We start from the raw sequence: 23,996 nt of genomic DNA on the forward strand, positions 1-23,996 counted from the left end.
GCGATGCCCTACGCTAAAGAGAGCAATTTCCCCCAGAGACGATGCGCACGATGACCGGCGAGATCAACCTTCCTACGCTTCCTCCCACCCCGGCAGCCGGGCAAAGCCCTGCGCCTGCGCCGGGTGCACTGCTCAAACTGCTGGAGCCGCAGATCGGGCTGATCGACCCAGGGAAAACCGCCAATGCCGAAGTCATCGCCCTTAAACAAGGCGGTGAAGCCTTTCAGTTGCTGCTCAAGCTGACCTTGGATGGCGGCCGCCAGACGCTGGTGCAGGCCAGCAGCGCCCAGCCTTTGCCCTTGGGCAGCAATGTGGCGGTGAGCCAGACGCCAGCGGGCAACTTGACCCTCAGCCTGCAACAGGCCTTCAGTGCCAACGTCGCCGCCCTCACCCGCATCGATACCACCCAGGTCCCGGAAGGTACGCTGTTGCAGGCCAAGGTACTGACCACTCAGACGCTGCCCCAGGGCGCGGCGCAACCGGCGATCTATCGTTCGTTGGTGACCGTGCTCAATAACGCCTTGGCCGGCGCGACACTGACGGTGGAAAGCCCACAACCGCTGCGCGTGGGCAGTTTGCTCAGCGCTGTGGTGCAGAACGCGCAAACCTTGAATTTTGTGCCGCTGAGCGGGCTCAAGGATCAATTGGCGGTTACCCAGCAACTGTCGACCCAGCAAAGTCGCCAGGGCTCCCTGGATGCGGTCTTCACCGCCCTGCAAAACCTGCCCCGTGGCGACAGCACCTCCACCGACCTGCGCGCGGCGGCCGAGCGTCTACTGGCGGCTTTGCCCGATCTGGCGCAAGTCAGTAACCCCAAGGTATTGGCGCAACTGGTGCAGAACAGCGGGGCCTTTCTGGAAGCCAAACTACTCGCCGGACAGAACCCGCAAATCCCGCCATTGGACATGAAGGGCGCGTTGCTGCGCCTGGTCGCGGACCTTGTGCCCGCCCTGCCCGCCAGCACCAACCTGAATGCCATCCTCGCCGCCAATACACTGGCCCAGGTATTGCCGAACTTCGTGCGCAGCCCGTTGGGCACCCTCGGCCAGATCGGTGCGCGCCAGACGCCACCGAGTTTCCCGTTGCCCGAGCGGCTGATGGCCAAGCTGGAAGGCGAAGGCGACCTGGAAAACCTGCTGCGCCTGGCCGCCGGAGCGATCGCCCGCTTACAGAGCCACCAGCTGTCGAGCCTGGAACAGACCGGCACCACCGCCGACGGCCGCCTGCAAACCACCTGGCAACTGGAAATCCCGATGCGCAGCCTGCAGGACATCATACCGCTGCAGGTGAAGTTCCAGCGCGAGGAGCCGACGCCCGACAAGGAGCCATCCGACCGCAAAGACCGCAAAGACCCCAAACACATGCTCTGGCGCGTCGAACTGGCGTTCGACATGGAGCCGTTGGGGCCGTTGCAGGTACAGGCACAACTGACTCAGGGCAAACTCTCCAGCCAGTTGTGGGCGACCCGCGCCTTCACCGCCAGCCTGATCGAAAACCACTTGGGCAGCCTGCGCGAGCGGCTGGTGGCCTCCGGGCTTGACGTCGGCGACCTGGATTGCCACCTCGGCACACCGCCGCGCGGGCCGAAAACCGGACTTGAACAACGCTGGGTGGATGAAACCGCATGAAAAACGCTGCCACTCCCCGTCAAGCGATCGCCCTCAAGTACGACGGCCAGCAAGCGCCCACCCTGACCGCCAAGGGCGACGAGGCCCTGGCTGAAGCGATCCTCAAGCTGGCGCGGGAAAACGAAGTGCCCATCTATGAAAACGCCGAGTTGGTAAAGCTGCTGGCGCGCATGGAACTGGGGGACAGTATTCCAGAGGAGTTGTACCGCACGGTGGCGGAGATCATCGCGTTTGCGTGGACGCTCAAGGGCAAGTTTCCGGTGGGGTATGATCCGAATGCGGGGCCGGTGGAGCGGGATGTCACCGAGCGTGGGGATGATTACTGAGTAGCCACAGTCCTACACACATCCAAATGTGGGAGGGGGCTTGCCCCCTCCCACATTTGGATCGCGGATCGGCAAAAGATACCGGTCGGCTCTAAGGCCGCCGCGCTTTTGATCTTGATCTTAGGCGCCCCGTTAAACCACGCTGGCCGAACGCAGGCTTGAATCCGTGGGTAACCCGGCAGGACGCCGGGTTAGCCGCACTGGGCCAGGGATGGCCCAGTGCGGCGGCCCACGGATTCAAGCCTGCGTTCGGGCACACCGAGCCCAAGCGAGGTGCCGAGTGGTGGGGCAAGAGCGTTTTGCTTACTTTTGCGCTTTTCAAAAGTGAGCCGCTGTAAAAGCGGAACCCATAGCAGCCGTGACCGCAGAAACGGATATGTACTCGGTCTGATCCAACATCCTGGTCGGCTCGGAGGCCGCCATCGGGGGCAAGCCCCCTCCCACATTTGGACCAGGATCGACACAAAATCCTGGTCGGCCCAGAGGCCGCCATCGGGGGCAAGCCCCCTCCCACATTGGACTGAGGCGTATCAGTTGGTAGCTGTCGACTGGATGCCGTCACGGGAGCTAGCTCCCTAGCCACACGTCGGCGTCGCAACAATGTTATGTAGATACCCATGGCCATCCACATGCAGATCCAGGTCAGTTCAGGACTTCGTTCAGGGGAATGAAATTGACTGGGTCGCCGGCGGCTAATGTGGTCCCTTCCATCACCTCCACAAATCCTTCAGCCCACGCCGCGCTGCGCAGCACGCCGGAGCTCTGGTTGTGGTAGATGACCGCCTTGCCCTGCTCGATGCGCCCGCGCAGGTACTCGCGACGGTTGCCGGGCTTGGCCCAGACGAACCCGGCCGGCACTTCGAAACGCAGTGGTTGCACATCCTCCACACCTTGACGACGCAGCAGGTAAGGCCGAGCCAACAACGCAAACGTCACCAGGGTCGACGCGGGGTTACCGGGCAGGCCGATCACCGGCACGCCACGAAAATGCCCGCAGGTCAGCGGCTTGCCCGGTTTGATCGCCAGTTTCCACAGCGCCAGCTCGCCCTCTTCACGCAGGGCGATGCCGAGGAAATCCGCCTCGCCCACCGACACACCGCCCGTGGACAGGATCAAGTCGACGCTGCCCAGTCCGGCCAACCGCGTGCGGGTCTGTTCCAGGTCGTCCGGCAGGATGCCGGCATCGCTCACTTCGCAGCCCATTCGCGTCAGCCAACTGCACAGCACGCGGCGGTTGCTGTTGTAGATCTGGCCCGGCCCCAGGGGCAACCCAGGCTCAATCAGCTCATCGCCGGTCGACAGCACCGCCACCCGCACTCGGCGCACCACCTCCAGGCGATCACGCCCAAGCGAAGCAGCCAGCCCCAACTCGATCGGGCCCAGGCGCGTACCGGCCGGCAGCACCAACTCGCCGACCGTGGTTTCCTGGCCTTGCGGGCGGATGTTCTGACCCGCTTGCAACGGCTCGCTGAAACTCACGCGCTCATCGCTGTGAATGATCGCGTTTTCCTGCATTTCGACGCAGTCCGCCCCCTGGGGCACCGGCGCCCCCGTAAAGATGCGCGCACAGGTGCCGGGCGCCAACGGCTCAGGCGCATTGCCGGCGAAAATACGCTGGCTGACCGGCAAAGGCTCGCCGGCCCAGTCTGCGATGCGCAGGGCGTAGCCGTCCATGGCACTGTTCGGCCAGGGTGGCAGGTCGAGGGTAGAGACCAGGTCCTCTGCCAGTACGCGGCCATCGCACTCGGCCAGGCGCACTGTTTCGCGCTCCAGGATCGGCGCGGCGTCGGCCATGTCCAGCAAACGCTGCAAGGCCGCTTCCACCGGCATCAAGGCGCCGGTTTTACCGGGCTTATCCACGGGTTTCACAGGGCTCGGCCTGCTTGAGGTGGGGTACGAAATTGCACGGCCGATGACGGTTGTCCAGTTGTTCGGCCAGGATCCCGTCCCAACCGGTGCGCACGGCGTTGGTGGAGCCCGGCAGGCAGCACACCAGGGTACCGTTGGCCAGGCCGGCCAGGGCGCGCGATTGCACGGTGGAGGTGCCGATGTCGGCCACGGAGATCTGGCGGAACAGTTCGCCAAACCCATCGACCTGCTTGTCCAGCAGGCAGCTGACTGCTTCGGGCGTGCTGTCGCGGCCGGTGAAGCCGGTGCCGCCGGTGATCAGCACCACCTGCACCACGTCTTCGGCGATCCAGTGGGCGACCTGGGCGCGGATTTTGTAGAGGTCGTCCTTGAGCAGCACGCGCTCGGCCAGGTGGTGGCCGGCGGCGGTCAGGCGGTCGACGAAGACCTGGCCCGAGGTGTCGGTGTCCAGGGTGCGGGTGTCGCTGACGGTCAATACAGCGATATTCAGAGGTACGAAAGGCGCATCAGCCTTGGCTTTCATGGCACGGTCCGGTTGTCGAAGGAACAGCCCGATGTTATATCACAAGCCTCTGTTTACCTGCCGCAGCGGAACCCTCATGCCCCTTGAATCCTTACCCCTGCCCTGCTCGATTCTGTTGCTGGCCGGTGGTCGTGGCCAGCGCATGGGCGGCCAGGACAAAGGCCTGCTGGAGTGGCGCGGCCAGCCGTTGATTGCGCACTTGCAACGCCTGGCACGGCCGCTCACGGACGACCTGATCATCTCGTGCAACCGTAACCATGGGCGGTATGCAGACTACGCCGATCAGCTGGTGAGCGACGACAGCGCGGACTTTCCTGGCCCCCTTGCCGGTATCCGTGCGGGACTCTTCGCCGCACGCCATGGGCACCTGCTGATCCTGCCCTGCGATGTGCCGCACATCGATGCGCGATTGTTGGCCGACTTGCGTGCGAAAGCACAACGCAACCGGCAGGTTCCGGTGATGGTGCGCCATGGCGAGTTCTGGGAACCCCTGCTCTGCATCATCCCTGTCGCCTTGAAGGATCAGGTGGAGCAGGCCTGGAAAGCCGGCGAACGCAGCCCGCGTAAAATCCTCCTGCAGCTGGGCGCGGTGGGCCTGGAATGCCCGGCCGATGACGCTCGCCTGGCCAACCTCAATACACCGGACCTGTTGCACACAAGGCCTGGCGTGTCAGAATGAGTCTTGCATCAGGAACTTTGCCGGCGTTGCACACGTCACAAGGTCAGCATTTTAAAAGTATTCTCTCGGAGACAAACTCATGACTCAACGGACCATCGCCGCTCTCATGCTTGCACTGGGCCTCGCCACCCTCGCCGGTTGCGCCTCGCCGACAGTGATTACCCTGAATGACGGTCGCGAAATCCAGGCCGTCGACACCCCGAAATTTGACGAAGATTCGGGCTTCTACGAATTCCAGCAGCTTGACGGCAAGCGTACCCGCATCAACAAGGATCAGGTTCGCACCGTTAAAGACCTGTAAGCCTTACCGCTTGCCCACAAGGCCCGCCTCGCGCGGGCCTTGTCGTTTCCGGCGCTTACCAGTCCAGGGTAATCTCACTGCGAAAGCTGCGTTGAAGGCCGCTGACCGGGTCGATAAAACGCACGCCCTGGGCCAGCAACTTGAGCGGGTTGGCGTAATCGTCCTCGGCATCCTTGATCACATCGGGATAGAACGGGTCATTGCAGATACTCGCCCCGAGCGCAGTCATGTGCACACGTAGCTGGTGCTTCTTGCCGGTGACCGGGAACAGGCCGTAGCGCCATAGATCGCCGTGTTTTTCGCGCACCTCTACCGCCGTTTCGGTATTGCTGGCACCGGGGCCTTCCTGCATGCGGAAGAATGGCTCGCCGTCCACCAGCCGGCTCTTGTGCACCAGGGGGAACGTCAGATCAGGCAAGGCCGGGGCGATGGCTTCGTAGAATTTATCGATACGCCGCGTGGGAAACAGTTGCTGATAGGCCGCGCGGCTGGCGGGATTGGCCGAGAACAGCACCAGCCCTGCGGTATGCCGGTCAATGCGATGCAGCGGCACCAGGGCGGGGTTGTCCAGACGCCGGATCAAACGGCGCAACAGCGTTTGTTCAACGTACTCGCCGGCGGGGGTCACCGGCAGAAAATGCGGTTTGTCGGCCACCACCAAGTGTTCATCGGCGTACAGGATAGTTTCTTGTACAGGAATCACTTTCTCGTTGGGCACTTCACGAAAGTAATGGATGCACAGGCCTTCCTTGTAAGCCAGGCCCGGACCGATGGGGTGCCCATTGCTATCCAGCACCCGGCCACGGGCAATACGGTCCAGCCAGTGTTCACGGGCAATGGCCGGGAAGTGCTCGCACAGGCAATCAAGCACCGTCGCCCACCGGCCGGGCGGCAGGTACAAGGTGCTGGCCTGGTGCTGTGAAGGGGAAAAACCGGAAGTGGACATGCAGATGCTCAACGCCTGGAATAAACAGGCGAGCATTATCCCGCATGGCGCGCGATTGAGCCTAGGAGAGATCTCAGGCCTTGGCCAATTGCACCCGTAGAACCGGCGAAGCGCTCGCCGCCTCGGTAAACTCCTTGAGCCAGCGCAGTACGTCCACAGCCTCCCAACGGCCCGGGTCGTAGAGCGCGTAGAGCAGGCCCTGATAGCCCACCACATCCAGCTGCTTGTGATAACCGGCACGCTGGAACAGCGCTTCGATTTCCGCAAAGCAGGTGTTGAAATGCACTTTGTTGAAGGGCGTCTTGCCTTCCGTGACCAGGCCATCGAGGCGCAGCTCGTTCACCGCATCGCGCACGATCTCGGCGGACATGCGATTGACGCTGCTTTTCAGTTGTTCAACATTCACCACGGGCGTTCCCTCTATTCAATCGCTGTACAAACATACAGTAACGTAATATTCGGAAACCCGCCATCGCATAAACGTCAGCGCAGGAAAGCCACCACCTGCTCAGTGTCGAACGGCCAGTCCAGCTCAGCCCCCGTGTCGACCCGCCTGAGTACCGGAATCCGCAGGCCGTAGACCTCGGTCAGGTCGTCGGGGTCGGTGATATCCACCAATTCCACAAGTAACCCGTGCTCGACGAGCGGCATGATTTCGGCTTCGGCAATCTCACACAGATGGCAACCCAGGGTGCCGAACAGCTGGCATTCAGGAAGCATGGCAAATGCACTCGGATGGAAAACACCTCACCATTCTAAGCTCAACAGTGCCCGGCAAGCGCGCCGATCAATCCTGGCTGACCGCGCCGATCTTGTGGATCGACAGGTCCGCACCGTAATACTCCTCTTCCTGGCTCAAACGCAGCCCGCACACACGCTTGATCACGCCGTACACCAGCAGGCCGCCGACCAGCGCGACAGTAACGCCGAGGGCGGTACCGATCAACTGGCTGATCAGGCTCACACCGCCCAGCCCACCCAGGGCCGTCTGCCCGAAGAGGCCGCAGGCGATGCCGCCCCATACGCCACACAGCCCATGCAGCGGCCATACACCCAGCACGTCATCGATTTTCCAACGATCCTGGGCGGCCATGAAGCACCACACGAACAAGCCCCCCGCGACCACACCGGTGACCAGCGCGCCCACCGGATGCATCAGGTCGGAACCTGCACAGATCGCCACCAGCCCGGCCAGCGGGCCGTTGTGCAGAAAGCCCGGGTCGTTGCGACCGATCACCAACGCCGCGACCGTGCCGCCGACCATCGCCATCAACGAGTTGACCGCCACCAGGCCGCTGACACCATTGAGAGTCTGCGCACTCATCACGTTAAAGCCGAACCAGCCCACGATCAGAATCCATGAGCCCAGCGCCAGGAACGGAATGCTCGAGGGAGCAAAGGCCACCAGGCGCCCTTCGCGGTAGCGCCCGTTGCGCGGCCCGAGCAGCAACACCGCCGCCAGCGCCAGCCAACCGCCCATGGCATGCACCACCACCGATCCGGCGAAGTCATGGAAGCTGGCGCCAAAGGTCGCGAGGAGCCAGGCTTGCACACCGAAATTGCCATTCCACACCATGCCTTCGAAGAACGGGTAGATGAACGCCACGATCAAGGCGGTTGCACACAACTGAGGCGCGAATTTGGCACGCTCGGCAATTCCTCCGGAAATGATCGCCGGGATCGCTGCGGCAAAGGTCAGCAGGAAGAAAAATTTCACCAGACCGTAGCCATGATCGGCGCTGATCACCGCCGCCGGCTGCATGAAGCTGACCCCGTAGGAGATCCAATAGCCTATAAAGAAATAAGCCAGGGTGGAGATCGCGAAGTCACTGAGGATTTTCGACAAGGCGTTGACCTGGTTCTTCTGGCGCACCGTGCCGACTTCCAGAAAGGCAAACCCGGCGTGCATGGCCAGGACCATGACCGCACCAATCAGGATGAACAGGGTATTGGAGCTATGGACCAGCGTGTCCACCGCACTTTGCAAATTTTCCATGGAAGTTGGCAGGCCTGCAGTAAGGCAAAAAGCACCAAAGCGGTTCAAACCAGGATTGCTCGCACTAAATTGGCACCATATCGCCCGACCTTCTTCAGAGGGCGTGAACCAATTTGGCGCTGCGATCAACACAACCGGCGATCCCCGACAGGGTATTTGCGCGAGTTTCAGTTAATTAGGGTAAGGTTTTTCAAGGCTTGCGCCTCGACCGCCCGGATTCAGCGCAGCCCCCAGGGCGTGCGCACCAAGGCAAAGCAAAAGCTGTACCACACAATCGCAGTGAACCTTCGGCAAACCCCGCGACTCGAAACCACACGTACAGATCAGCCACACACGGAGATAACCATGGCCGGTAAATCAGCAAAGACTGCGCAAGAAATACTGATGGCGGATTTTCAGACCCTCGTCGCCGATACCGAAAGGTTGCTGGACGACACCGCCGTCCTGGCCGGTGACCAGGCCGATGAGCTGCGCACCAGGATCCATGAAAGCCTGCTCAAGGCGCGTGAAACCCTGCAGTTGACCGAAGACTCGTTGCGCGAGCGCGGCCAGGCGGCAATGACCGCGACGGAAGATTACGTGCAGGCCAACCCCTGGCAGTCCGTCGGCATCGCTGCCGGCGTGGGCTTTTTGATCGGTCTGCTGGCTACCAGGCGCTAATATCATGGCTATCGACGAATCCAGCTCGTCAAAGGGCGCAGGTACCACCTCCCGCCGCCTGGGCGCTGCCGTCCTCGGTTTATTGCACAGCCATGTCGAACTGTTTGGCATTGAGTTACAGGAGCAGAAGGCGCGCACTGTCAGCCTGCTGCTGTTTGCCGGCCTGGCGTTGGTGTTTGCCCTGCTGCTGTTGGTGGGGTTATCGACACTGGTAATGATCCTGGTATGGGACACCGGCTATCGTCTGACCGGGATCATCTGTCTGTGCGTGTTTTATACCCTGGCCGCAGCCTTCTGCGGGGTACGCTTGAAAGCGGCGGTGTTCGATGAGTCCACGCCCTTCCATGCCACCCTCGAAGAATTGGCCAATGATCGGGAGCGCCTGTTGCCATGAGCCTGCCTGAAATCCCGCAAAACACGTCCCGTCGGGAAATGCGCAAGGCGTTGATCCGCCTGCGCATGGAAATGCACCGTCAGGAAATCCGTCATGAATCCCAGCAACTGATGGCGCCTCTGCACAAAGTGCGCGACCTGCGTTACAACTGGCAGGACAGTCTGGGCATCAAGCACGCGCCGCTGTGGGGCGTGGCGGCGGTGACCCTGATGGGATTCTTCACCGGCAAGGGCGCCAAGGGCGGCAGTATCAGCAGCGTAACGCGGCTGGTACGGCTGGGCGCCGGGTTGATTCCGCTGATCAAACTGGCCATGCAAGGCGCTTCGCGCAAACGATAAGCCCCGCTCGCTCGACACCACGCCTGACCGCCGGCAACGGCGGTCAGGCGTGGTGTTCATCGCTATAGAAACAATCGACTCAACATTTGCGCTTGCCCCGCCAGCGCGGAAACGGGAAGCTGCAACCGTCATTCACCGTACGGAGCGTACCCGCCTTGGATTGGCCCACCCTGTTGACCCGCGAACGTCTTGGCAAGCCGCTGCACAGCCCTGAAGAACTGGGCCGCAGTCCTTTTCACAAAGACCATGACCGCATTATTTTCTCCGGCGCTTTCCGCCGCCTGGGCCGCAAGACCCAAGTGCACCCGGTTTCGAGCAACGATCATATCCACACGCGCCTGACCCACTCGCTGGAAGTCAGTTGCGTGGGACGTTCCCTTGGCATGCGCGTCGGCGAAACGCTGCGCGGTGCCCTGCCCGACTGGTGCGATCCAAGCGATCTGGGCATGGTCGTGCAGTCGGCCTGCCTGGCCCATGACATCGGCAATCCGCCCTTCGGGCACTCCGGCGAAGATGCCATCCGCCACTGGTTCCAACAGGCCGCCGGACGCGGCTGGCTGGATGACATGAGCAGTGCCGAGCGCAATGACTTCCTCAACTTTGAAGGCAATGCCCAGGGTTTCCGTGTATTGACCCAGCTCGAATATCATCAATTCGACGGCGGCACGCGGCTGACCTATGCCACCTTGGGCACCTACCTCAAGTACCCCTGGACTGCCCGCCACGCGGACTCGCTGGGCTACAAGAAACACAAGTTCGGCTGCTACCAGAGCGAGCTGCCGATTCTGGAACAGATCGCCCACAAGCTCGGCCTGCCGCAACTGGAGGAGCAACGCTGGGCCCGCCACCCGTTGGTGTACTTGATGGAGGCCGCCGACGACATCTGCTACGGGTTGATCGACCTGGAAGATGGCCTGGAAATGGAGCTGCTGGAGTACGCCGAAGTCGAGTCACTGCTGCTCGACCTGGTGGGTGATGACCTGCCGCAGACGTATCGACAGCTGGGCGCGTCGGACTCGCGCCGTCGCAAACTGGCGATCCTGCGCGGCAAGGCCATCGAGCACCTGACCAACGCGGCGGCGCGCGCCTTCGTCGAGCAGCAGGACGCTCTGCTGGCCGGCACCCTGTCTGGCGATCTGGTTGAGCACATGCATGGTCCGTCAAAGCGTTGCGTACTGGATGCCAAGGACATGGCGCGCAAGAAAATCTTCCAGGACAAGCGCAAGACCCTGCATGAGATCGGCGCCTACACCACCCTGGAGATCCTGCTGAACGCGTTTTGCGGGGCGGCCCTGGAGCAACACGGCGGGCGTACGCCGTCGTTCAAGCACCGGCGCATTCTCGACTTGCTGGGCAACAGCGCGCCGGACCCCGCCTGGCCGTTGCACGCCTCCTTCCTGCGCATGATCGACTTTATCGCCGGCATGACCGACAGCTACGCCACCGAGATGGCACGGGAAATGACAGGGCGCTCAAGTCCTCAATAACGTCTCGATCACGCCGTTCTGCGCCCTAAAAGAATTGCCCTACGATGGGAACAGAGCGGCCTGATCGAATTCGTACATATTCCCGAGGAATAATCACGCACGCCCCCGTAGACCAGACGAGCAACTCCTACGCTCCCATCGATGCTTGACTCACTGTGTGCTCTTTATGCCCAGACACTCCCTTCGTATTCTTCTGGTGGAGGATCATCCCTTTCAACTCCTGGCCACCCAGTGCCTGCTGAGAAGCTTCGGCTTCGACCAACTCACCCCCGTGGAAAATGCAGAGCAGGCCATACGCGCAATGACCCAGGCCGAGTGCTCTTACGACTTGATGTTATGCGACCAATGCCTGCCGGACCTGCCCGGTCTGGAATTGGTGGAAATCGCCAGCCGCGGTCAATTTATTACCAGCGCGATTCTATTGAGCGGGCTGCCGGCGGGGGAATTGCTCAAACTGACCACACAAGCTGCGCAGCGTAACCTTCCACTACTGGGCTGCTTATCAAAACCGTTAAACAGAGACGAACTTGAAAGTTTAATGGTCTTGACTTAGAGCCTATAAGTAGGACTTTTAACCTTATTAACTGCGAAAAATAACATGATCGTCGTCGTAAAAAGCTTGTGACCGTCAGCCACGCCAGCCAGCCTGAAAACCCACACATCAAGTGCCACAATTACCTATCGACTTGTAGGCCTCTACCTTTTTTAATGTAGGAAACTTCCTGTTTTGTGCTTGTTCGGCCCCCGCTTCATGCTGCTGCCGCTTCTTCTGAGCTAATGTGACCGCTTTATTTGCACCTGCATGGAATTTGATTATGAACACCGTTTTTATTATCGACGACCACCCCGTTATACGGCTTGCCATCAGAATGTTATTGGAACACGAAGGCTACAAAGTCGTTGGAGAAACGGATAACGGATGCGACGCCATACAAATGGTCCGCGAATGCCTGCCCGACCTGGTAATCCTGGATATCAGCATCCCGAAACTCGACGGCCTGGAAGTACTCTGTCGATTCAACGCCATGAACACTTCGATGAAAACCCTGGTCCTCACGGCGCAGTGCCCGACCCTGTTTGCCACGCGCTGCATGCGTTCGGGCGCCGACGGTTACGTCTGCAAGGAAGGCGACCTGAGCGAACTGCTGAGCGCTATTCGTGCCGTGCTATCCGGTTACAACTACTTCCCCAGCCAGGCACTGAATGCAAATGGAACGGAAGGCGCGGACAGTCAGGAGCTGGAACTGTTCAAAGCCGTTAATGACCGAGAACTTATGGTTCTGCAACTTTTTGCACAAGGCCGCACTAACAAAGAAATAGCCAAAGGCATGTTCTTGAGCAATAAAACAGTCAGCACCTATAAAAAGCGGTTAATGCAAAAACTAAAAGCCCAATCTTTAGTCGAGCTCATCGAAATGGCAAAACGAAACGCGCTAGTGTGAGAAAGCGGATGCCCAGCCGTATCAAGGACTATTTGATTATATTGAGTGCCAGCCTGTACTTCAGCACTGCCGTGCTCGCGGACTCCTCCATCACCCCACAACACTTCACCTTATTGAGTCGCGCGGGAACCGTTCAACTGGACACTCGACTGGACAGGACCCAGCGTCAGTGGCTGCAGTACAAGCGCGAGCTGGTACTGGGTACTGCCGCGCCTGATTACCCGCCGTTCGACCTCACTTCCAGTGGCCGCGACTACGAGGGGCTCACGGCAGATTATGCCGGTCTGCTGGCCAAGGCGCTTGACATACCGGTCAAGGTTCTTCGCTACCCTTCACGGTTGTCCGCCATTCAAGCCCTTGAAGCCGGCGACATTGACCTGCTGGGCTCCTCCAATGGCTTTGAGGCCGCAAACCCCAATCTCACCCTGTCGGCACCTTATGCCGTAGACCAGCCGGTACTGGTCACGCGCGAGGGAGAAACCCGCAGTCTCGGCAATGGCCTGGAAGGGCTGCGCTTAAGCCTGGTCTATCATTATCTGCCCCTCGAAGAGGTGGAGAAGCTGTACCCCAAGGCGGATATCCGCCCCTATCCCTCTTATCAGAATGCGCTGAATGCCGTGGCATTCGACCAGGCGGATGTTTTTCTCGGCGACACCATCTCCACCCATTTCATGATCAACAAGGGCTACCTCAAAAACATTCGCATGGCCAATTTCGGCAAGCACGAAGCTTATGGTTTCAGCTTCGCCCTGCGTCACGACAACCTCATCCTCTTGAGCATTGTCGACACGGTGCTGGCGGCTGTGCCCATCAATGAACGCGATAGCATCGCCAAGCGTTGGAGCGCCGGCAGCGATATCCTGCTGACCGACAAGAAGTTGCAACTGACCCCGCGCGAAGAACGCTGGTTGAAGGCGAATCCGGTTGTGAAGGTCATCGTCAATGAAACCTTTGCCCCCCTGACCTTCTTCGACGCGGAAGGTAACTTTCGCGGTATCACCGCCGATCTGCTTGAACTCATTCGCTTGCGTACCGGCCTGCGTTTCGCGGTTCAGCGCGGGCGTGAAGTCGACGATATGATCAAGCAGGTCGCCACACGCAACGTCGACATGATCGGGGCCATCGTACCGAGCAACCAACGGGAGGCGCAGTTGAATTTCAGCCGTCCCTACCTGGAAAACTCGTATGTGCTGCTGACCCGCAAGGAGCCTGGAGCGCCCTTGAACCTGGAGCAGATGGCGGGCAAGCGCCTGGCGGTGACCCAAGGTACGCCACTGGCCGATACCCTGCGCAAGGACTATCCCCGGATTCAACTGGTGGAAACCGGCGATACCTTCAGGGCATCCGAGTTGCTCGCGCAAGGGCAAGTGGAGGGTGCGGTGAACACGCTGTTGATCGCCAATTACTTCCTGTCCTCGAAAGTTTTCCGGGACAAGCTGCAGATCACGACCAGCATCGGCACAACGCCGGCGACATTCGCCCTGGCCACATCACGCCATGCCACCGAATTGAGCTCGATCCTCGACAAGGCGCTGCTCAGTATCGCCCCGGATGAAATGGGCGTGATCAACAGTCGCTGGCGTGGCTATACCGTCGAGTCCGACAGCTATTGGCGCAATTACAACCAACTGATTGCCCGGATCGTCATCGGAACCGGGTTGTTGCTCCTGGTTTCCCTGACCTGGAACGCCTACATGCGCCGCCAGATCAGGCAACGAAAAATGGCCGAGCGCGCCCTCAACGATCAGTTCGAGTTCATGCGCGCACTGGTCAACGAAACGCCACACCCCATCTATGTGCGTGACCGTAATGGCTTGCTGCAAACCTGCAATGACAGCTACCTGCAGACATTCGACGTCAAGCGAGAGGATGTGATCGGCAAAAGCGTGACCCAGATGAGCATGGCCCTGGCGCCCGAAGCGGCGCAGTACCACGCCGATTACCTGCGGGTGGTGGCTGAGGGCACGCCATTGATCCTGGACCGCACCCTGCATATCCACGAGAAGAAGCTGACGATCTACCACTGGATCCTGCCCTACCGCGACTCCATCGGCGAAGTTCAGGGCATCATTGGCGGCTGGATCGACATCAGTGAACGACGCCAGTTGTTTGATGAGCTGCGTGCCGCCAAAGAGCGCGCCGATGAGGCCAACCGCGCCAAAAGCACGTTCCTTGCCACCATGAGCCACGAGATACGCACCCCGATGAACGCCGTGATCGGCATGCTCGAATTGACGCTCAAGCGCGCCGACCAGGGGCACCTCGACCGTCCGGCGATAGAAGTGGCGTACAACTCGGCCAAGGATCTGCTGGAACTGATAGGCGATATTCTCGACATCGCGCGCATTGAGTCAGGGCGCCTGAGCCTGGCCCCGGAACGTGTCAATCTGCGGGAGGTGATTGAGTCCGTGGTGCGTGTCTTCGACGGCCTTGCACGCCAGAAAACCCTCAGCCTGCTATTGGAGTTCAAGCCCGACCTGAGCGACATCGAAGTCTTGATAGACCCGCTGCGCTTCAAGCAAGTGCTGTCCAACCTGGTGAGCAACGCCATCAAGTTCACCGAGCGTGGGCAGGTGAAAATCAAGGTGGAGGTACAGCCGAGCCAGACACCGGAACAGGTCGAACTGAAGCTGGTCGTGGAGGACACCGGCATAGGCATCAACCGCGACGACCAACTGCGCCTGTTCGAGCCATTCGCCCAGGCCGACAACTCCGGGCACCTGGCCAGAAGCGGCGCCGGCCTGGGCCTGGTGATCTGCCGCAGCCTCTGCGCAATGATGGGCGGCCAGTTAAGCCTGAGCAGCGTGCCCATGGTCGGCACCCAGGTACATGTCAACCTGAAGATGCCGCGCCTGCGCCCGGTCACGACCGTGGGCGAGCATGCGCCAGCCAAGCCGGCCTCTACTCCGGTGCTCAATGTGCTGGTGGTAGACGACCACCCGGCGAACCGCCTGCTGATGTGCCAGCAGTTGGGCTACCTGGGCCATCAATTCACCGCCGCCGAGCACGGTGCCGCCGGGTTCCAGGCCTGGCGCCAGGAACAGTTCGATCTGGTAATCGCCGACTGCAACATGCCCATCATGAATGGCTACGAGTTAAGCCGTTCCATCCGTGAATACGAGCAACGCGAACAGTTGGCACCCTGCGTGGTGCTGGGCTTTACCGCCAATGCCCAACCGGAAGAAAGACAACGCTGCGTGGAAGCGGGCATGGATGACTGCCTGTTCAAACCCATCAGCCTCACGATACTGGAGCGGCAACTGGCGCAGATCACACCGCAACCCACAAGCCAGCGGCTGGACCTGGAATGCCTGGACGCGCTGACGGGAGGGGATCCGCAATTGAGCCGACGTTTGCTTGAAGAACTGCTGACCAGCAGCGTGCATGATCGTCAGGCACTCATCACGCTACTGGATCGCAAGGCGTCGTCCATGGACATCATCGAACAAGCCCACAAGATCAAGGGGGCCGCACGCATCGTTCAAGCCAATGCCTTGGCCGGGCAATGCGAGGCCCTGGAGCAGGCCTGTTCCCGCGACGATGATCGGCGAGTGGTCGAGGCGGGGATCAAGTCCCTGGAAAAACTCATGCTCGAGCTGGAACGGGCGCTGCAACTCCAACTGCATGAGCTGGACAGCCAGTAAATCAGTGTAGGAGCGAGCTTGCTCGCGAAAAACTAACAGACACCGCGTTCATTCAGGAAGCACGCGTTATCGTTGACATTTTGCGCGAGCAAGCTCGCTCCTACAAAGGCATTCCCCGCCTCGCTCGCTCAGCAATCGGTCAAGCGCAGGAAAATAGCCGCCAGCTGTTCGATACCCGCCTGGTCCTGAGGGGTAAAACGCGCCAGCGATGGGCTGTCGAGATCAAGCACGCCAATCAATTGGCCGTTCTTGACCAGCGGCACCACCAACTCGCTGTTCGAGGCGCTGTCACAGGCAATGTGCCCGGCAAACGCATGCACGTCTTCCACTCGCTGGGTCTGCCGGGTCGCAGCGGCGGCGCCACACACGCCACGCCCGAAAGGGATCCGCACACAGGCAATCTGGCCCTGGAATGGGCCAAGCACCAGTTCCTCATTGCGATTAAGGTAAAAACCCGCCCAGTTCAGGTCGTCCAACTGATTGAACAGAAACGCGGAGAATTGCGCGCTGTTGGCGATGAAATCCCGCTCATCGGCCAGCAGCGACTCCAGTTGCGCGCACAACAGGGCATAGCCATCCAGGCCGGTGCCGGCCTGTTGCAAATCGATCATGGTTGACGCTCCAGCAATTTGAGACCCACCCAGTAACGGGCGAACTGATAGGCGCAGCGGCCATTGCGGTTACCGCGCCCGGTGGCCCAGCGCACGGCGAGAATGTCGAGTTGTTCATCGCGCTGCCACGGCAAGCCGGCCTTGCCTGCCAACTCGCCGATCCAGTGCTCCACCACATTCAGGAAGTGTTCCTGGGTGAATGGGTAGAACGACAGCCACAGGCCAAAGCGGTCGGACAAGGCGATCTTGTCTTCCACCGCCTCACTCGGGTGCAGCTCGCCATCCACGCGCTTCCAATTGTCGTTGTCACTCTGGTTCTCCGGCACCAGGTGACGACGGTTGGAGGTGGCGTACAGCAACACGTTTTCCGGCGCCTGCTCCAGGGAGCCATCCAGTACACTCTTGAGCACCCGATAGTCGCCTTCGCCGGCCTCGAACGACAGGTCGTCGCAGAACAGAATGAAACGCTGCGGCAACTTGAGCAGTTGCTCGACCACGCGCGGCAGGTCGGCCAGGTGGTCACGCTCGATTTCGATCAAGCGCAGGCCGGCCTTGGCATGCTGGGCGAGCAAGGCGCGGACCATGGAGGATTTGCCGGTGCCACGCGAACCCCACAGCAGCGCATGGTTGGCGGGCAGGCCGTCAAGAAACTGCTGGGTGTTACGCGCCAGTGTTTCTCGTTGTTTGTCGACGCCGATCAGGTCCGAGAGACGCATGTCCAGGCTGACTTCCAGCGGCAACAGGAAGCCTGTGCGGCCTTCGCGCTGCCAGCGCGCGGCCAGGCAGTGATGCCAGTCAATGGCTTGGCGCGGGGCGGGTAACAGGGGCTCCAGACGCGCGAGCACTGCGTCAGCCCGCTCAAGAAAGGCATTCAATCGAGAATCCACAGCTATTCCTCTGGCAAGTTCTTGTAAAAGATGGCGTATTGGCAACCCTGTGGCAGACCGCACAAGGCTGCGTCAAGAAAATCGATTCATGCCGGGCAAGTCAGCATTGGTGGATGTTCAGCTATGCTTGCCGGGCGAAGGGAAACGTGAAGTGGTTCAACACTCGATGGATATCAAGTTCGCCCACCGCTTGTCTTATAAACAAGCCAGATTGACTGTGCTGGTTGGTTTCCTCTTGGGAACCTTGCTCAGTCTTATCCAGATCGGCATTGATTATGCCAGCGAAGACGCATCCATCAATCGGGAAATACGCTCGCTGATCGAAATCAGCCATAACCCCGCCTCGCGCATCGCCTATAACATCGATGCCGAACTCGCCCAGGAACTGACCCTGGGCCTGCTGCACTCCCCTGCCATTGTTCACGCCCAGTTGATCGACAACAACGGCGTGGTATTGGCCGATGTCGGCCGGCCGCGCCAGGAAAGCCATTATCGGCCCCTCAGCGATTTTCTGTTTGGCGCCAACCGCCAGTTCGAAGACCGTCTGTACCTCAGCCATATGCCCAACGAATCCCTCGGCGTGCTGCGCCTTGATGTAGACACCTACGCGTTTGGCGGCCGCTTCCTGCGCCGCGCCGAGGTCACGCTGCTCAATGGTTTTGTCCGCAGCCTGCTGCTGACCGGGATCCTGCTGGGCTTGTTCTACGTCATGCTCACCCAGCCGCTGGTGCGCATTATTCGAGCGTTGAGCACGCGCAGACAGGCGCGCCTGGACTGCCCGCCGGGGCATGAGCATGACGAAATCGGCGTGCTGGTCAACGTTGCCAACCAGCAGTTCGAAAACCTGGAAGCCGAGATTCAGCAGCGTCGCCATGCCGAAGATCGCCTCACCGAATACCTGGGTCAGTTCGAAGACATCGTTTCTGCGCGCACCCTTGAACTCAAGACCAGCAACCAGCGCTTGAGCGAGTTCAATGACGAACTGGAAGCAGCGAGATTGACCGCCCTGAGCATGGCCCAGGCGCGGGCGGCGTTCCTGGCCAATATGAGCCATGAAATCCGCACCCCGCTCAATGGCCTGCTGGGCATGATTGCCCTGTCGCTGGACAGCCCGCTCAACGCCGAGCAGCGCCAGCAACTGTCCATCGCCCATGACTCCGGCAAGGTACTGGTGGAGTTGCTCAACGATATCCTCGACCTGTCCAAGTTCGACGCGGGGCAACTGGAGCTTGAACGTATCCCGTTCGACCTGGGATCACTGGTGGAAGACACCGCCAACCTGTTGTCGCAAAACGCCGCGCCCAGTGTGGAACTGACCTGCCTGATCGACCCGCTGTTTCCTGCCCAGGTGATTGGCGATCCGACGCGGGTACGGCAAATCGTCAGCAACCTGCTGTCCAATGCCTTGAAGTTCACCCGCTTCGGCCGTGTGGATGTGCGCCTGAGCCAACACGGCGACGGGGTACGCATCGAAGTCTGCGATACCGGCATCGGCATTGCACAGGACGCTCAGGTCAAGATCTTCCAGCCGTTTACCCAGGCCGGCGCCGGCATCACGCGCCAATTTGGCGGCACAGGCCTGGGGCTCGCATTGACCCATAACCTGTGCGAGGCCATGCAGGGCCGCTTGAGCATCAGTTCGGAGGTCGGCTTCGGCAGCCAGTTCTGCGTCGACCTGCCGCTGCCCACCCACCTGCCGGCGGTGGCTCAAGTGCCATTGGCGGGGGATGTGATCGTCATTACCAATCAAAGCAGTGGCCTGGGAGAGTTGCTCACCACGCTGCTGCCCCACTGGGGATTGGCGCCGCGTTGCTATTCCATGGAGGACGATCTGAGCGGACAGCGTCCCGATCTGTTGATCACCGATTGCCCGGAGTGCCTGTTCCGCCTGCGGCCGGGCATTACCGCGCCGATCCTGGTAGTGACGGCCTATGGCAATTTCATGCCTGGCGAAGAAGTCGCGGCCCTGGCACCGCTGCAGCAACAAGCCCGTCCACTGAGCCGTAATGCGCTGTATCAGATCCTGCAGCGTAATTTGCACAGCGACACGCAACCGCTTCCAGACCCGGTCCGAATCGACGCCACTTCCCTCAGCGATCGCGCGCGCATCCTGCTGGTGGAGGACAACCCGGTCAATCAACTGGTGGCCAAGGGCATGCTGGGCAAGCTCGGCTGCGAGGTCATTGTGGCCGCCCATGGTGGCGAAGCCCTCAAGTGTCTTGAGGACCAGCGTTTCGATCTGGTGTTGATGGACTGCAACATGCCCGTGATGAACGGCTACGAAGCAAGCCGGCAGATTCGCCAGAGCGGTCGCTGGCCAGACCTGCCGATCGTTGCCTTGACCGCCAACGCCCTTTCCGAAGAGCGCGAGCGTTGCCGCGCGGCAGGGATGAATGATTACCTGGCCAAGCCATTTCGCCGTGAAGAACTCAAGGCCCTGCTGGACCTGTGGGTGCCTGGGACGACAAGCCTCTGACGTGCGCCAGCCTCTGTCATTTGAGCAGCGCTTCGATCTCCTGGCTCAGGTCCTGAGGCTTGGTGGTCGGTGCAAAACGCTTGACCTGCCTGCCGTCACGCCCGATGAGGAACTTGGTGAAGTTCCACTTGATGTTCTTCGAGCCCAGCAGTCCCGGCGCCTGTTTTTTCAATTGCACGAACAGCGGGTGGGCGTCACTGCCGTTGACGTCGATCTTTTTGAACAAAGGGAAACTGACGCCGAAGTTCAGCTCGCAGAACTCCGCTATCGCGCCTTCATTGCCCGGCTCCTGCTTGCCGAACTGATTGCAAGGAAAACCCAGCACCACCAGGCCCTGGTCCCTGTATTGCTGCCAGAGTTGTTCCAGGCCCTTGTACTGCGGGGTGAAACCACATTTGCTGGCGGTGTTGACCACCAGGATGGCCTTGCCGGCGAAATCGGCCAAGGTCTTTTGCTCACCCTTGATCGTGGTGCAAGGGATGCTCAACAGGTTGTCGCTCATGGCAGTGACTCTGGCAAAGGGGAAGCAGAAAGATAGTTCGCAATTGAATCGTGTACAAACTAATAAACGGGAATGATGACGTGCCATCAACCCAGAACCCAAGGCATTTTGTAGGAGCGAGCTTGCTCGCGAAAAACTCACAGGCACTGCGTTCATTCAGAAAGCACGCGTTATCGTTAACGTTTTTCGCGAGCAAGCTCGCTCCTACAAAGGGGGATGTACGCTTAACGGACTGTTCTCTCAGCGCGGCACCAGGTCCAGGCACACCGAGTTGATGCAGTAACGCAGGCCGGTCGGCGGCGGACCGTCCGGGAACACATGCCCCAGGTGTGCGTCACACTTGGCGCAGGTGACTTCGGTGCGGATCATGCCGTGACTGATATCCCGGATCTCGACCATCGCACTGTCGGCAATCGGCTCGTAGAAGCTGGGCCAGCCGCAGCCCGAGTCAAACTTGGCCTTGGAATCGAACAGCGGTTCATTGCAGCAGCTGCAGTGATACACACCATCGGTCCTGGTCTCGTTGTACTTGCCGCTGAAAGGTCGCTCGGTACCTTTTAGCCGGCACACGTTGTACTGCTCCGGATCGAGCATGGCTTTCCATTCATCAACGGTTTTCTGCAGCTTTTCCATCGATACACCTCGGCAACTGAAAAACCCTGATCTGTGGCTTTTCCGTGGATCAGGCGGCACGTATGATTGCGCCTCTTCAAAACGCCAGTCTGGCACCCGCGCCACCGGCATTCAAACGTATTTAAGGTGCGGGCCGCGCAGGATTCACAGTACGGTAGTGTCCACGCCGTCTGGATCGTTCATTTTCAGGATCACATCGCCATGCAGGTCAGTAAATCGAACAAGCTCGCCAACGTCTGCTACGACATTCGCGGCCCGGTGCTCAAGCACGCCAAACGCCTGGAAGAGGAAGGTCATCGCATCCTCAAGCTGAACATCGGCAACCCGGCGCCCTTTGGTTTCGAAGCGCCCGACGAAATCCTCCAGGACGTGATCCGCAATCTGCCCACGGCCCAGGGCTACAGCGACTCCAAAGGCCTGTTCAGCGCGCGCAAGGCGGTGATGCAGTATTACCAGCAAAAACAGGTGGAAGGTGTCGGGATTGAAGACATCTACCTGGGCAATGGCGTGTCCGAGCTGATCGTGATGTCGCTGCAGGCCCTGCTCAACAACGGCGACGAAGTGCTGGTGCCCGCACCGGATTATCCGCTGTGGACCGCCGCCGTGACCCTGGCCGGTGGCCACCCGGTGCATTACCTGTGCGACGAAGGTGCCGACTGGTTCCCCGACCTGGCCGATATCAAGGCCAAGATCACCCCGAACACAAAAGCCCTGGTGATCATCAACCCGAACAACCCCACTGGCGCCGTGTACTCCAAAGAAGTGCTGCTGGGCATGCTCGAACTGGCGCGCCAACACAACCTGGTGGTGTTCTCCGACGAGATCTACGACAAGATCCTCTACGATGACGCCGTCCACGTGTGCACCGCCTCCCTGGCACCCGACCTGCTGTGCCTGACTTTCAACGGTTTGTCCAAATCCTACCGCGTGGCGGGTTTCCGCTCCGGCTGGATCGCCATTTCGGGGCCCAAGCACAACGCCCAGAGCTATATCGAAGGCATCGACATGCTGGCCAACATGCGCCTGTGCGCCAACGTGCCGAGCCAGCACGCGATCCAGACCGCCCTCGGCGGCTATCAGAGCATCAACGACCTGGTCCTGCCTCAAGGCCGCCTTTTGGAGCAACGTAACCGCACCTGGGAGTTGCTCAACGCAATCCCGGGCGTCAGCTGCGTGAAGCCCATGGGCGCGCTGTACGCATTCCCGCGGATTGACCCGAAAGTCTGTCCGATCCTCAACGACGAAAAGTTCGTGCTCGACCTGCTGCTGTCGGAAAAGCTGCTGGTCGTCCAGGGCACCGCATTCAACTGGCCGTGGCCGGATCACTTCCGCGTGGTGACCTTGCCACGCGTGGATGAACTGGACATGGCCATCGGTCGCATCGGCAACTTCCTGAAGTCCTATCGCCAGTAAGGGTAATGCGGCTGTACGACCTGCATTTAGTCGTACAGCGATTATCTGGCAACACTTCTCTGGCAAGGATGGCCTCGGACCGAACGATGGCACCGCGCCAGCCGCCCTACCCCAGTATTAACGGGCTGTGCGACACGCTTGGCGGCCAATCGGCAGGGGATTGCTTGTGGGAAAATCCCTTCAACGCGCTACATTTTCGCTGTAGGACACAGTTTGAAATAGTCGCCCGGTTGAATCACCCCAGGCCGCACCTTATATACCCCGCAGTAAGCGACATATTAAGCATGAGGAGAACTCTACAACCATGATGCGCATCCTGCTGTTCTTGGCCACTAACCTGGCGGTCGTACTGATTGCCAGCGTCACCCTGAGCCTTTTTGGCTTCAATGGGTTCATGGCGGCCAACGGGGTTGATCTGAACCTCAATCAGCTGCTGATTTTCTGTGCGGTCTTTGGTTTTGCCGGTTCGCTGTTCTCGCTGTTCATCTCCAAGTGGATGGCGAAAATGAGCACCAGCACCCAGATCATCACTCAACCACGCACTCGCCATGAACAATGGCTGATGCAAACCGTGGAGCAGTTGTCTCAAGAAGCAGGCATCAAAATGCCCGAGGTGGGGATTTTCCCTGCTTATGAGGCCAACGCCTTCGCCACCGGCTGGAACAAGAACGACGCGCTGGTCGCCGTCAGCCAGGGCCTGCTGGAGCGTTTTTCGCCGGACGAAGTCAAGGCGGTGCTGGCACACGAGATCGGCCACGTGGCCAATGGTGACATGGTCACCCTGGCGCTGGTGCAGGGCGTGGTGAACACCTTCGTGATGTTCTTCGCACGGATCATCGGCAACTTCGTCGACAAGGTGATCTTCAAGAACGAAGAAGGCCGCGGTATCGCCTACTTCGTGGCGACGATCTTCGCCGAATTGGTCCTGGGCTTCCTGGCAAGCGCCATCGTGATGTGGTTCTCGCGCAAACGTGAGTTCCGCGCAGACGAGGCCGGCGCACGCCTGGCGGGCACCAGCGCGATGATCGGCGCCCTGCAGCGCCTGCGCTCCGAACAAGGCCTGCCGGTGCATATGCCGGACAGCCTGACCGCCTTCGGCATCAACGGCGGCATCAAGCAGGGCCTGGCGCGCATGTTCATGAGCCACCCGCCGCTGGAAGAGCGGATTGAAGCATTGCGTCGTCGCGGCTGACAGTATCGACGGGACAAGCGAGACAAAAAGGGGCGATTGAATCGCCCCT

Annotated in this window: 24 protein-coding genes; 14 read left to right on the plus strand and 10 right to left on the minus strand. The window is 60.2% G+C overall.

Features of this window, described 5'->3' with window-relative positions; all coding sequences use genetic code 11:
- The first annotated feature begins 50 nt into the window (after nucleotides 1–50).
- Nucleotides 51–1,628 (plus strand): flagellar hook-length control protein FliK, encoded by a 1,578-nt coding sequence (gene fliK, locus TU82_RS08795; RefSeq protein WP_057723271.1) that lies wholly within the window; start codon nucleotides 51–53, stop codon nucleotides 1,626–1,628.
- Complete coding sequence (locus tag TU82_RS08800; protein ID WP_057722752.1) at nucleotides 1,625–1,954, plus strand: EscU/YscU/HrcU family type III secretion system export apparatus switch protein; 330 nt, start codon at nucleotides 1,625–1,627, stop codon at nucleotides 1,952–1,954. Before fliK ends, TU82_RS08800 begins: the two co-directional genes overlap by 4 nt.
- A 642-nt stretch (nucleotides 1,955–2,596) precedes the next feature.
- Here the strand turns inward: TU82_RS08800 and TU82_RS08805 are convergent.
- Nucleotides 2,597–3,823, minus strand: coding sequence for a molybdopterin molybdotransferase MoeA (locus TU82_RS08805; RefSeq protein WP_057722754.1), 1,227 nt, complete (start codon nucleotides 3,821–3,823; stop codon nucleotides 2,597–2,599).
- Nucleotides 3,807–4,346 (minus strand): molybdenum cofactor biosynthesis protein B, encoded by a 540-nt coding sequence (gene moaB, locus TU82_RS08810; protein ID WP_057722756.1) that lies wholly within the window; start codon nucleotides 4,344–4,346, stop codon nucleotides 3,807–3,809. The genes TU82_RS08805 and moaB overlap by 17 nt, the downstream gene beginning before the upstream one ends.
- 76 nt (nucleotides 4,347–4,422) lie before the next feature.
- On the opposite strand from moaB, the gene mobA reads away from it, so the two are divergent.
- Both mobA and TU82_RS08820 read left to right on the plus strand, forming a co-directional pair.
- Nucleotides 4,423–5,025 (plus strand): molybdenum cofactor guanylyltransferase MobA, encoded by a 603-nt coding sequence (mobA, locus tag TU82_RS08815; protein ID WP_057723272.1) that lies wholly within the window; start codon nucleotides 4,423–4,425, stop codon nucleotides 5,023–5,025.
- Nucleotides 5,026–5,104: 79 nt separating this feature from the next.
- On the plus strand, nucleotides 5,105–5,326 hold the full coding sequence (locus tag TU82_RS08820; protein ID WP_005786486.1) for a YgdI/YgdR family lipoprotein: 222 nt from the start codon (nucleotides 5,105–5,107) through the stop codon (nucleotides 5,324–5,326).
- Between the two features lie 55 nt (nucleotides 5,327–5,381).
- Here the strand turns inward: TU82_RS08820 and TU82_RS08825 are convergent, their stop codons facing one another.
- The 4 genes from TU82_RS08825 to TU82_RS08840 all read right to left on the minus strand — a co-directional run bounded on the left by TU82_RS08825 (nucleotide 5,382) and on the right by TU82_RS08840 (nucleotide 8,268).
- A complete protein-coding gene (locus TU82_RS08825) occupies nucleotides 5,382–6,272 on the minus strand; it encodes a pseudouridine synthase (RefSeq protein WP_057723273.1) in 891 nt (296 codons plus the stop codon).
- A 73-nt stretch (nucleotides 6,273–6,345) separates the two neighbouring features.
- The gene (locus TU82_RS08830; RefSeq protein WP_057722757.1) at nucleotides 6,346–6,681 is read right to left on the minus strand and encodes a hypothetical protein; all 336 of its coding nucleotides are present in this window, start codon (nucleotides 6,679–6,681) and stop codon (nucleotides 6,346–6,348) included.
- A gap of 74 nt (nucleotides 6,682–6,755) precedes the next feature.
- On the minus strand, nucleotides 6,756–6,992 hold the full coding sequence (locus TU82_RS08835) for a glutaredoxin family protein (protein WP_057722759.1): 237 nt from the start codon (nucleotides 6,990–6,992) through the stop codon (nucleotides 6,756–6,758).
- A 67-nt stretch (nucleotides 6,993–7,059) separates the two neighbouring features.
- On the minus strand, nucleotides 7,060–8,268 hold the full coding sequence (locus TU82_RS08840) for an ammonium transporter (protein ID WP_057722761.1): 1,209 nt from the start codon (nucleotides 8,266–8,268) through the stop codon (nucleotides 7,060–7,062).
- Nucleotides 8,269–8,613: 345 nt separating this feature from the next.
- On the opposite strand from TU82_RS08840, the gene TU82_RS08845 reads away from it, so the two are divergent.
- The 7 genes from TU82_RS08845 (at nucleotide 8,614) to TU82_RS08875 (ending at nucleotide 16,233) form a co-directional block, all read left to right on the plus strand.
- Nucleotides 8,614–8,928, plus strand: a complete 315-nt coding sequence (locus tag TU82_RS08845; RefSeq protein WP_057722763.1) for an ElaB/YgaM/YqjD family protein — start codon at nucleotides 8,614–8,616, stop codon at nucleotides 8,926–8,928.
- 4 nt (nucleotides 8,929–8,932) lie between these two features.
- Nucleotides 8,933–9,322 carry a phage holin family protein gene (locus TU82_RS08850; RefSeq protein ID WP_057722765.1) on the plus strand — a complete coding sequence of 130 codons (390 nt, stop codon included), beginning with the start codon at nucleotides 8,933–8,935 and terminating at the stop codon, nucleotides 9,320–9,322.
- Complete coding sequence (locus tag TU82_RS08855) at nucleotides 9,319–9,660, plus strand: hypothetical protein (protein WP_057722768.1); 342 nt, start codon at nucleotides 9,319–9,321, stop codon at nucleotides 9,658–9,660. Before TU82_RS08850 ends, TU82_RS08855 begins: the two co-directional genes overlap by 4 nt.
- Before the next feature lie 155 nt (nucleotides 9,661–9,815).
- On the plus strand, nucleotides 9,816–11,147 hold the full coding sequence (locus TU82_RS08860) for a deoxyguanosinetriphosphate triphosphohydrolase (protein ID WP_057722770.1): 1,332 nt from the start codon (nucleotides 9,816–9,818) through the stop codon (nucleotides 11,145–11,147).
- A gap of 166 nt (nucleotides 11,148–11,313) precedes the next feature.
- Nucleotides 11,314–11,700 carry a response regulator gene (locus tag TU82_RS08865; protein WP_057723274.1) on the plus strand — a complete coding sequence of 129 codons (387 nt, stop codon included), beginning with the start codon at nucleotides 11,314–11,316 and terminating at the stop codon, nucleotides 11,698–11,700.
- A gap of 262 nt (nucleotides 11,701–11,962) precedes the next feature.
- Entirely contained in the window at nucleotides 11,963–12,589 is a 627-nt protein-coding gene (locus tag TU82_RS08870) for a response regulator transcription factor (protein ID WP_057722772.1), read from the plus strand.
- A gap of 8 nt (nucleotides 12,590–12,597) precedes the next feature.
- Entirely contained in the window at nucleotides 12,598–16,233 is a 3,636-nt protein-coding gene (locus TU82_RS08875) for a transporter substrate-binding domain-containing protein (protein WP_057722774.1), read from the plus strand.
- 128 nt (nucleotides 16,234–16,361) lie between these two features.
- Here the strand turns inward: TU82_RS08875 and TU82_RS08880 are convergent, their stop codons facing one another.
- Together TU82_RS08880 and TU82_RS08885 are read right to left on the minus strand one after the other, a co-directional pair.
- Nucleotides 16,362–16,844 (minus strand): GAF domain-containing protein, encoded by a 483-nt coding sequence (locus TU82_RS08880; RefSeq protein WP_057722777.1) that lies wholly within the window; start codon nucleotides 16,842–16,844, stop codon nucleotides 16,362–16,364.
- Nucleotides 16,841–17,731: an ATP-binding protein gene (locus tag TU82_RS08885; protein ID WP_057722779.1), complete on the minus strand. Its 891-nt coding sequence runs from the start codon at nucleotides 17,729–17,731 to the stop codon at nucleotides 16,841–16,843. Before TU82_RS08885 ends, TU82_RS08880 begins: the two co-directional genes overlap by 4 nt.
- Before the next feature lie 166 nt (nucleotides 17,732–17,897).
- On the opposite strand from TU82_RS08885, the gene TU82_RS08890 reads away from it, so the two are divergent.
- Nucleotides 17,898–20,207 carry a hybrid sensor histidine kinase/response regulator gene (locus TU82_RS08890; protein WP_057723275.1) on the plus strand — a complete coding sequence of 770 codons (2,310 nt, stop codon included), beginning with the start codon at nucleotides 17,898–17,900 and terminating at the stop codon, nucleotides 20,205–20,207.
- A gap of 16 nt (nucleotides 20,208–20,223) precedes the next feature.
- Here TU82_RS08890 and TU82_RS08895 read toward each other — a convergent pair whose 3' ends face one another.
- The gene (locus TU82_RS08895; protein ID WP_057722780.1) at nucleotides 20,224–20,709 is read right to left on the minus strand and encodes a glutathione peroxidase; all 486 of its coding nucleotides are present in this window, start codon (nucleotides 20,707–20,709) and stop codon (nucleotides 20,224–20,226) included.
- 240 nt (nucleotides 20,710–20,949) lie between these two features.
- Nucleotides 20,950–21,342 (minus strand): peptide-methionine (R)-S-oxide reductase MsrB, encoded by a 393-nt coding sequence (gene msrB, locus TU82_RS08900; protein ID WP_057722782.1) that lies wholly within the window; start codon nucleotides 21,340–21,342, stop codon nucleotides 20,950–20,952.
- A gap of 201 nt (nucleotides 21,343–21,543) precedes the next feature.
- Between msrB and TU82_RS08905 the strand changes: the two genes are divergently transcribed.
- Nucleotides 21,544–22,755, plus strand: coding sequence for a pyridoxal phosphate-dependent aminotransferase (locus TU82_RS08905; RefSeq protein WP_057722784.1), 1,212 nt, complete (start codon nucleotides 21,544–21,546; stop codon nucleotides 22,753–22,755).
- Between the two features lie 304 nt (nucleotides 22,756–23,059).
- Nucleotides 23,060–23,947 (plus strand): protease HtpX, encoded by an 888-nt coding sequence (gene htpX / locus TU82_RS08910; protein WP_057722786.1) that lies wholly within the window; start codon nucleotides 23,060–23,062, stop codon nucleotides 23,945–23,947.
- Nucleotides 23,948–23,996: the final 49 nt, after the last annotated feature.

The sequence above is a fragment of the Pseudomonas orientalis genome (assembly GCF_001439815.1).
Lineage (GTDB): Bacteria > Pseudomonadota > Gammaproteobacteria > Pseudomonadales > Pseudomonadaceae > Aquipseudomonas > Aquipseudomonas orientalis.

Bases quoted from the DNA above. Each gene is read 5' to 3' on its own strand.
- TU82_RS08845 (WP_057722763.1), top strand. From the start codon at position 8,614: ATGGCCGGTAAATCAGCAAAGACTGCGCAAGAAATACTGATGGCGGAT.
- mobA (WP_057723272.1), top strand. From the start codon at position 4,423: ATGCCCCTTGAATCCTTACCCCTGCCCTGCTCGATTCTGTTGCTGGCC.
- msrB (WP_057722782.1), bottom strand. From the start codon at position 21,342: ATGGAAAAGCTGCAGAAAACCGTTGATGAATGGAAAGCCATGCTCGAT.
- TU82_RS08880 (WP_057722777.1), bottom strand. From the start codon at position 16,844: ATGATCGATTTGCAACAGGCCGGCACCGGCCTGGATGGCTATGCCCTG.
- TU82_RS08800 (WP_057722752.1), top strand. From the start codon at position 1,625: ATGAAAAACGCTGCCACTCCCCGTCAAGCGATCGCCCTCAAGTACGAC.
- TU82_RS08850 (WP_057722765.1), top strand. From the start codon at position 8,933: ATGGCTATCGACGAATCCAGCTCGTCAAAGGGCGCAGGTACCACCTCC.
- TU82_RS08895 (WP_057722780.1), bottom strand. From the start codon at position 20,709: ATGAGCGACAACCTGTTGAGCATCCCTTGCACCACGATCAAGGGTGAG.
- htpX (WP_057722786.1), top strand. From the start codon at position 23,060: ATGATGCGCATCCTGCTGTTCTTGGCCACTAACCTGGCGGTCGTACTG.
- moaB (WP_057722756.1), bottom strand. From the start codon at position 4,346: ATGAAAGCCAAGGCTGATGCGCCTTTCGTACCTCTGAATATCGCTGTA.
- TU82_RS08890 (WP_057723275.1), top strand. From the start codon at position 17,898: ATGGATATCAAGTTCGCCCACCGCTTGTCTTATAAACAAGCCAGATTG.
- TU82_RS08865 (WP_057723274.1), top strand. From the start codon at position 11,314: ATGCCCAGACACTCCCTTCGTATTCTTCTGGTGGAGGATCATCCCTTT.
- fliK (WP_057723271.1), top strand. From the start codon at position 51: ATGACCGGCGAGATCAACCTTCCTACGCTTCCTCCCACCCCGGCAGCC.
- TU82_RS08825 (WP_057723273.1), bottom strand. From the start codon at position 6,272: ATGTCCACTTCCGGTTTTTCCCCTTCACAGCACCAGGCCAGCACCTTG.
- TU82_RS08870 (WP_057722772.1), top strand. From the start codon at position 11,963: ATGAACACCGTTTTTATTATCGACGACCACCCCGTTATACGGCTTGCC.
- TU82_RS08840 (WP_057722761.1), bottom strand. From the start codon at position 8,268: ATGGAAAATTTGCAAAGTGCGGTGGACACGCTGGTCCATAGCTCCAAT.
- TU82_RS08905 (WP_057722784.1), top strand. From the start codon at position 21,544: ATGCAGGTCAGTAAATCGAACAAGCTCGCCAACGTCTGCTACGACATT.
- TU82_RS08855 (WP_057722768.1), top strand. From the start codon at position 9,319: ATGAGCCTGCCTGAAATCCCGCAAAACACGTCCCGTCGGGAAATGCGC.
- TU82_RS08835 (WP_057722759.1), bottom strand. From the start codon at position 6,992: ATGCTTCCTGAATGCCAGCTGTTCGGCACCCTGGGTTGCCATCTGTGT.
- TU82_RS08820 (WP_005786486.1), top strand. From the start codon at position 5,105: ATGACTCAACGGACCATCGCCGCTCTCATGCTTGCACTGGGCCTCGCC.
- TU82_RS08875 (WP_057722774.1), top strand. From the start codon at position 12,598: ATGCCCAGCCGTATCAAGGACTATTTGATTATATTGAGTGCCAGCCTG.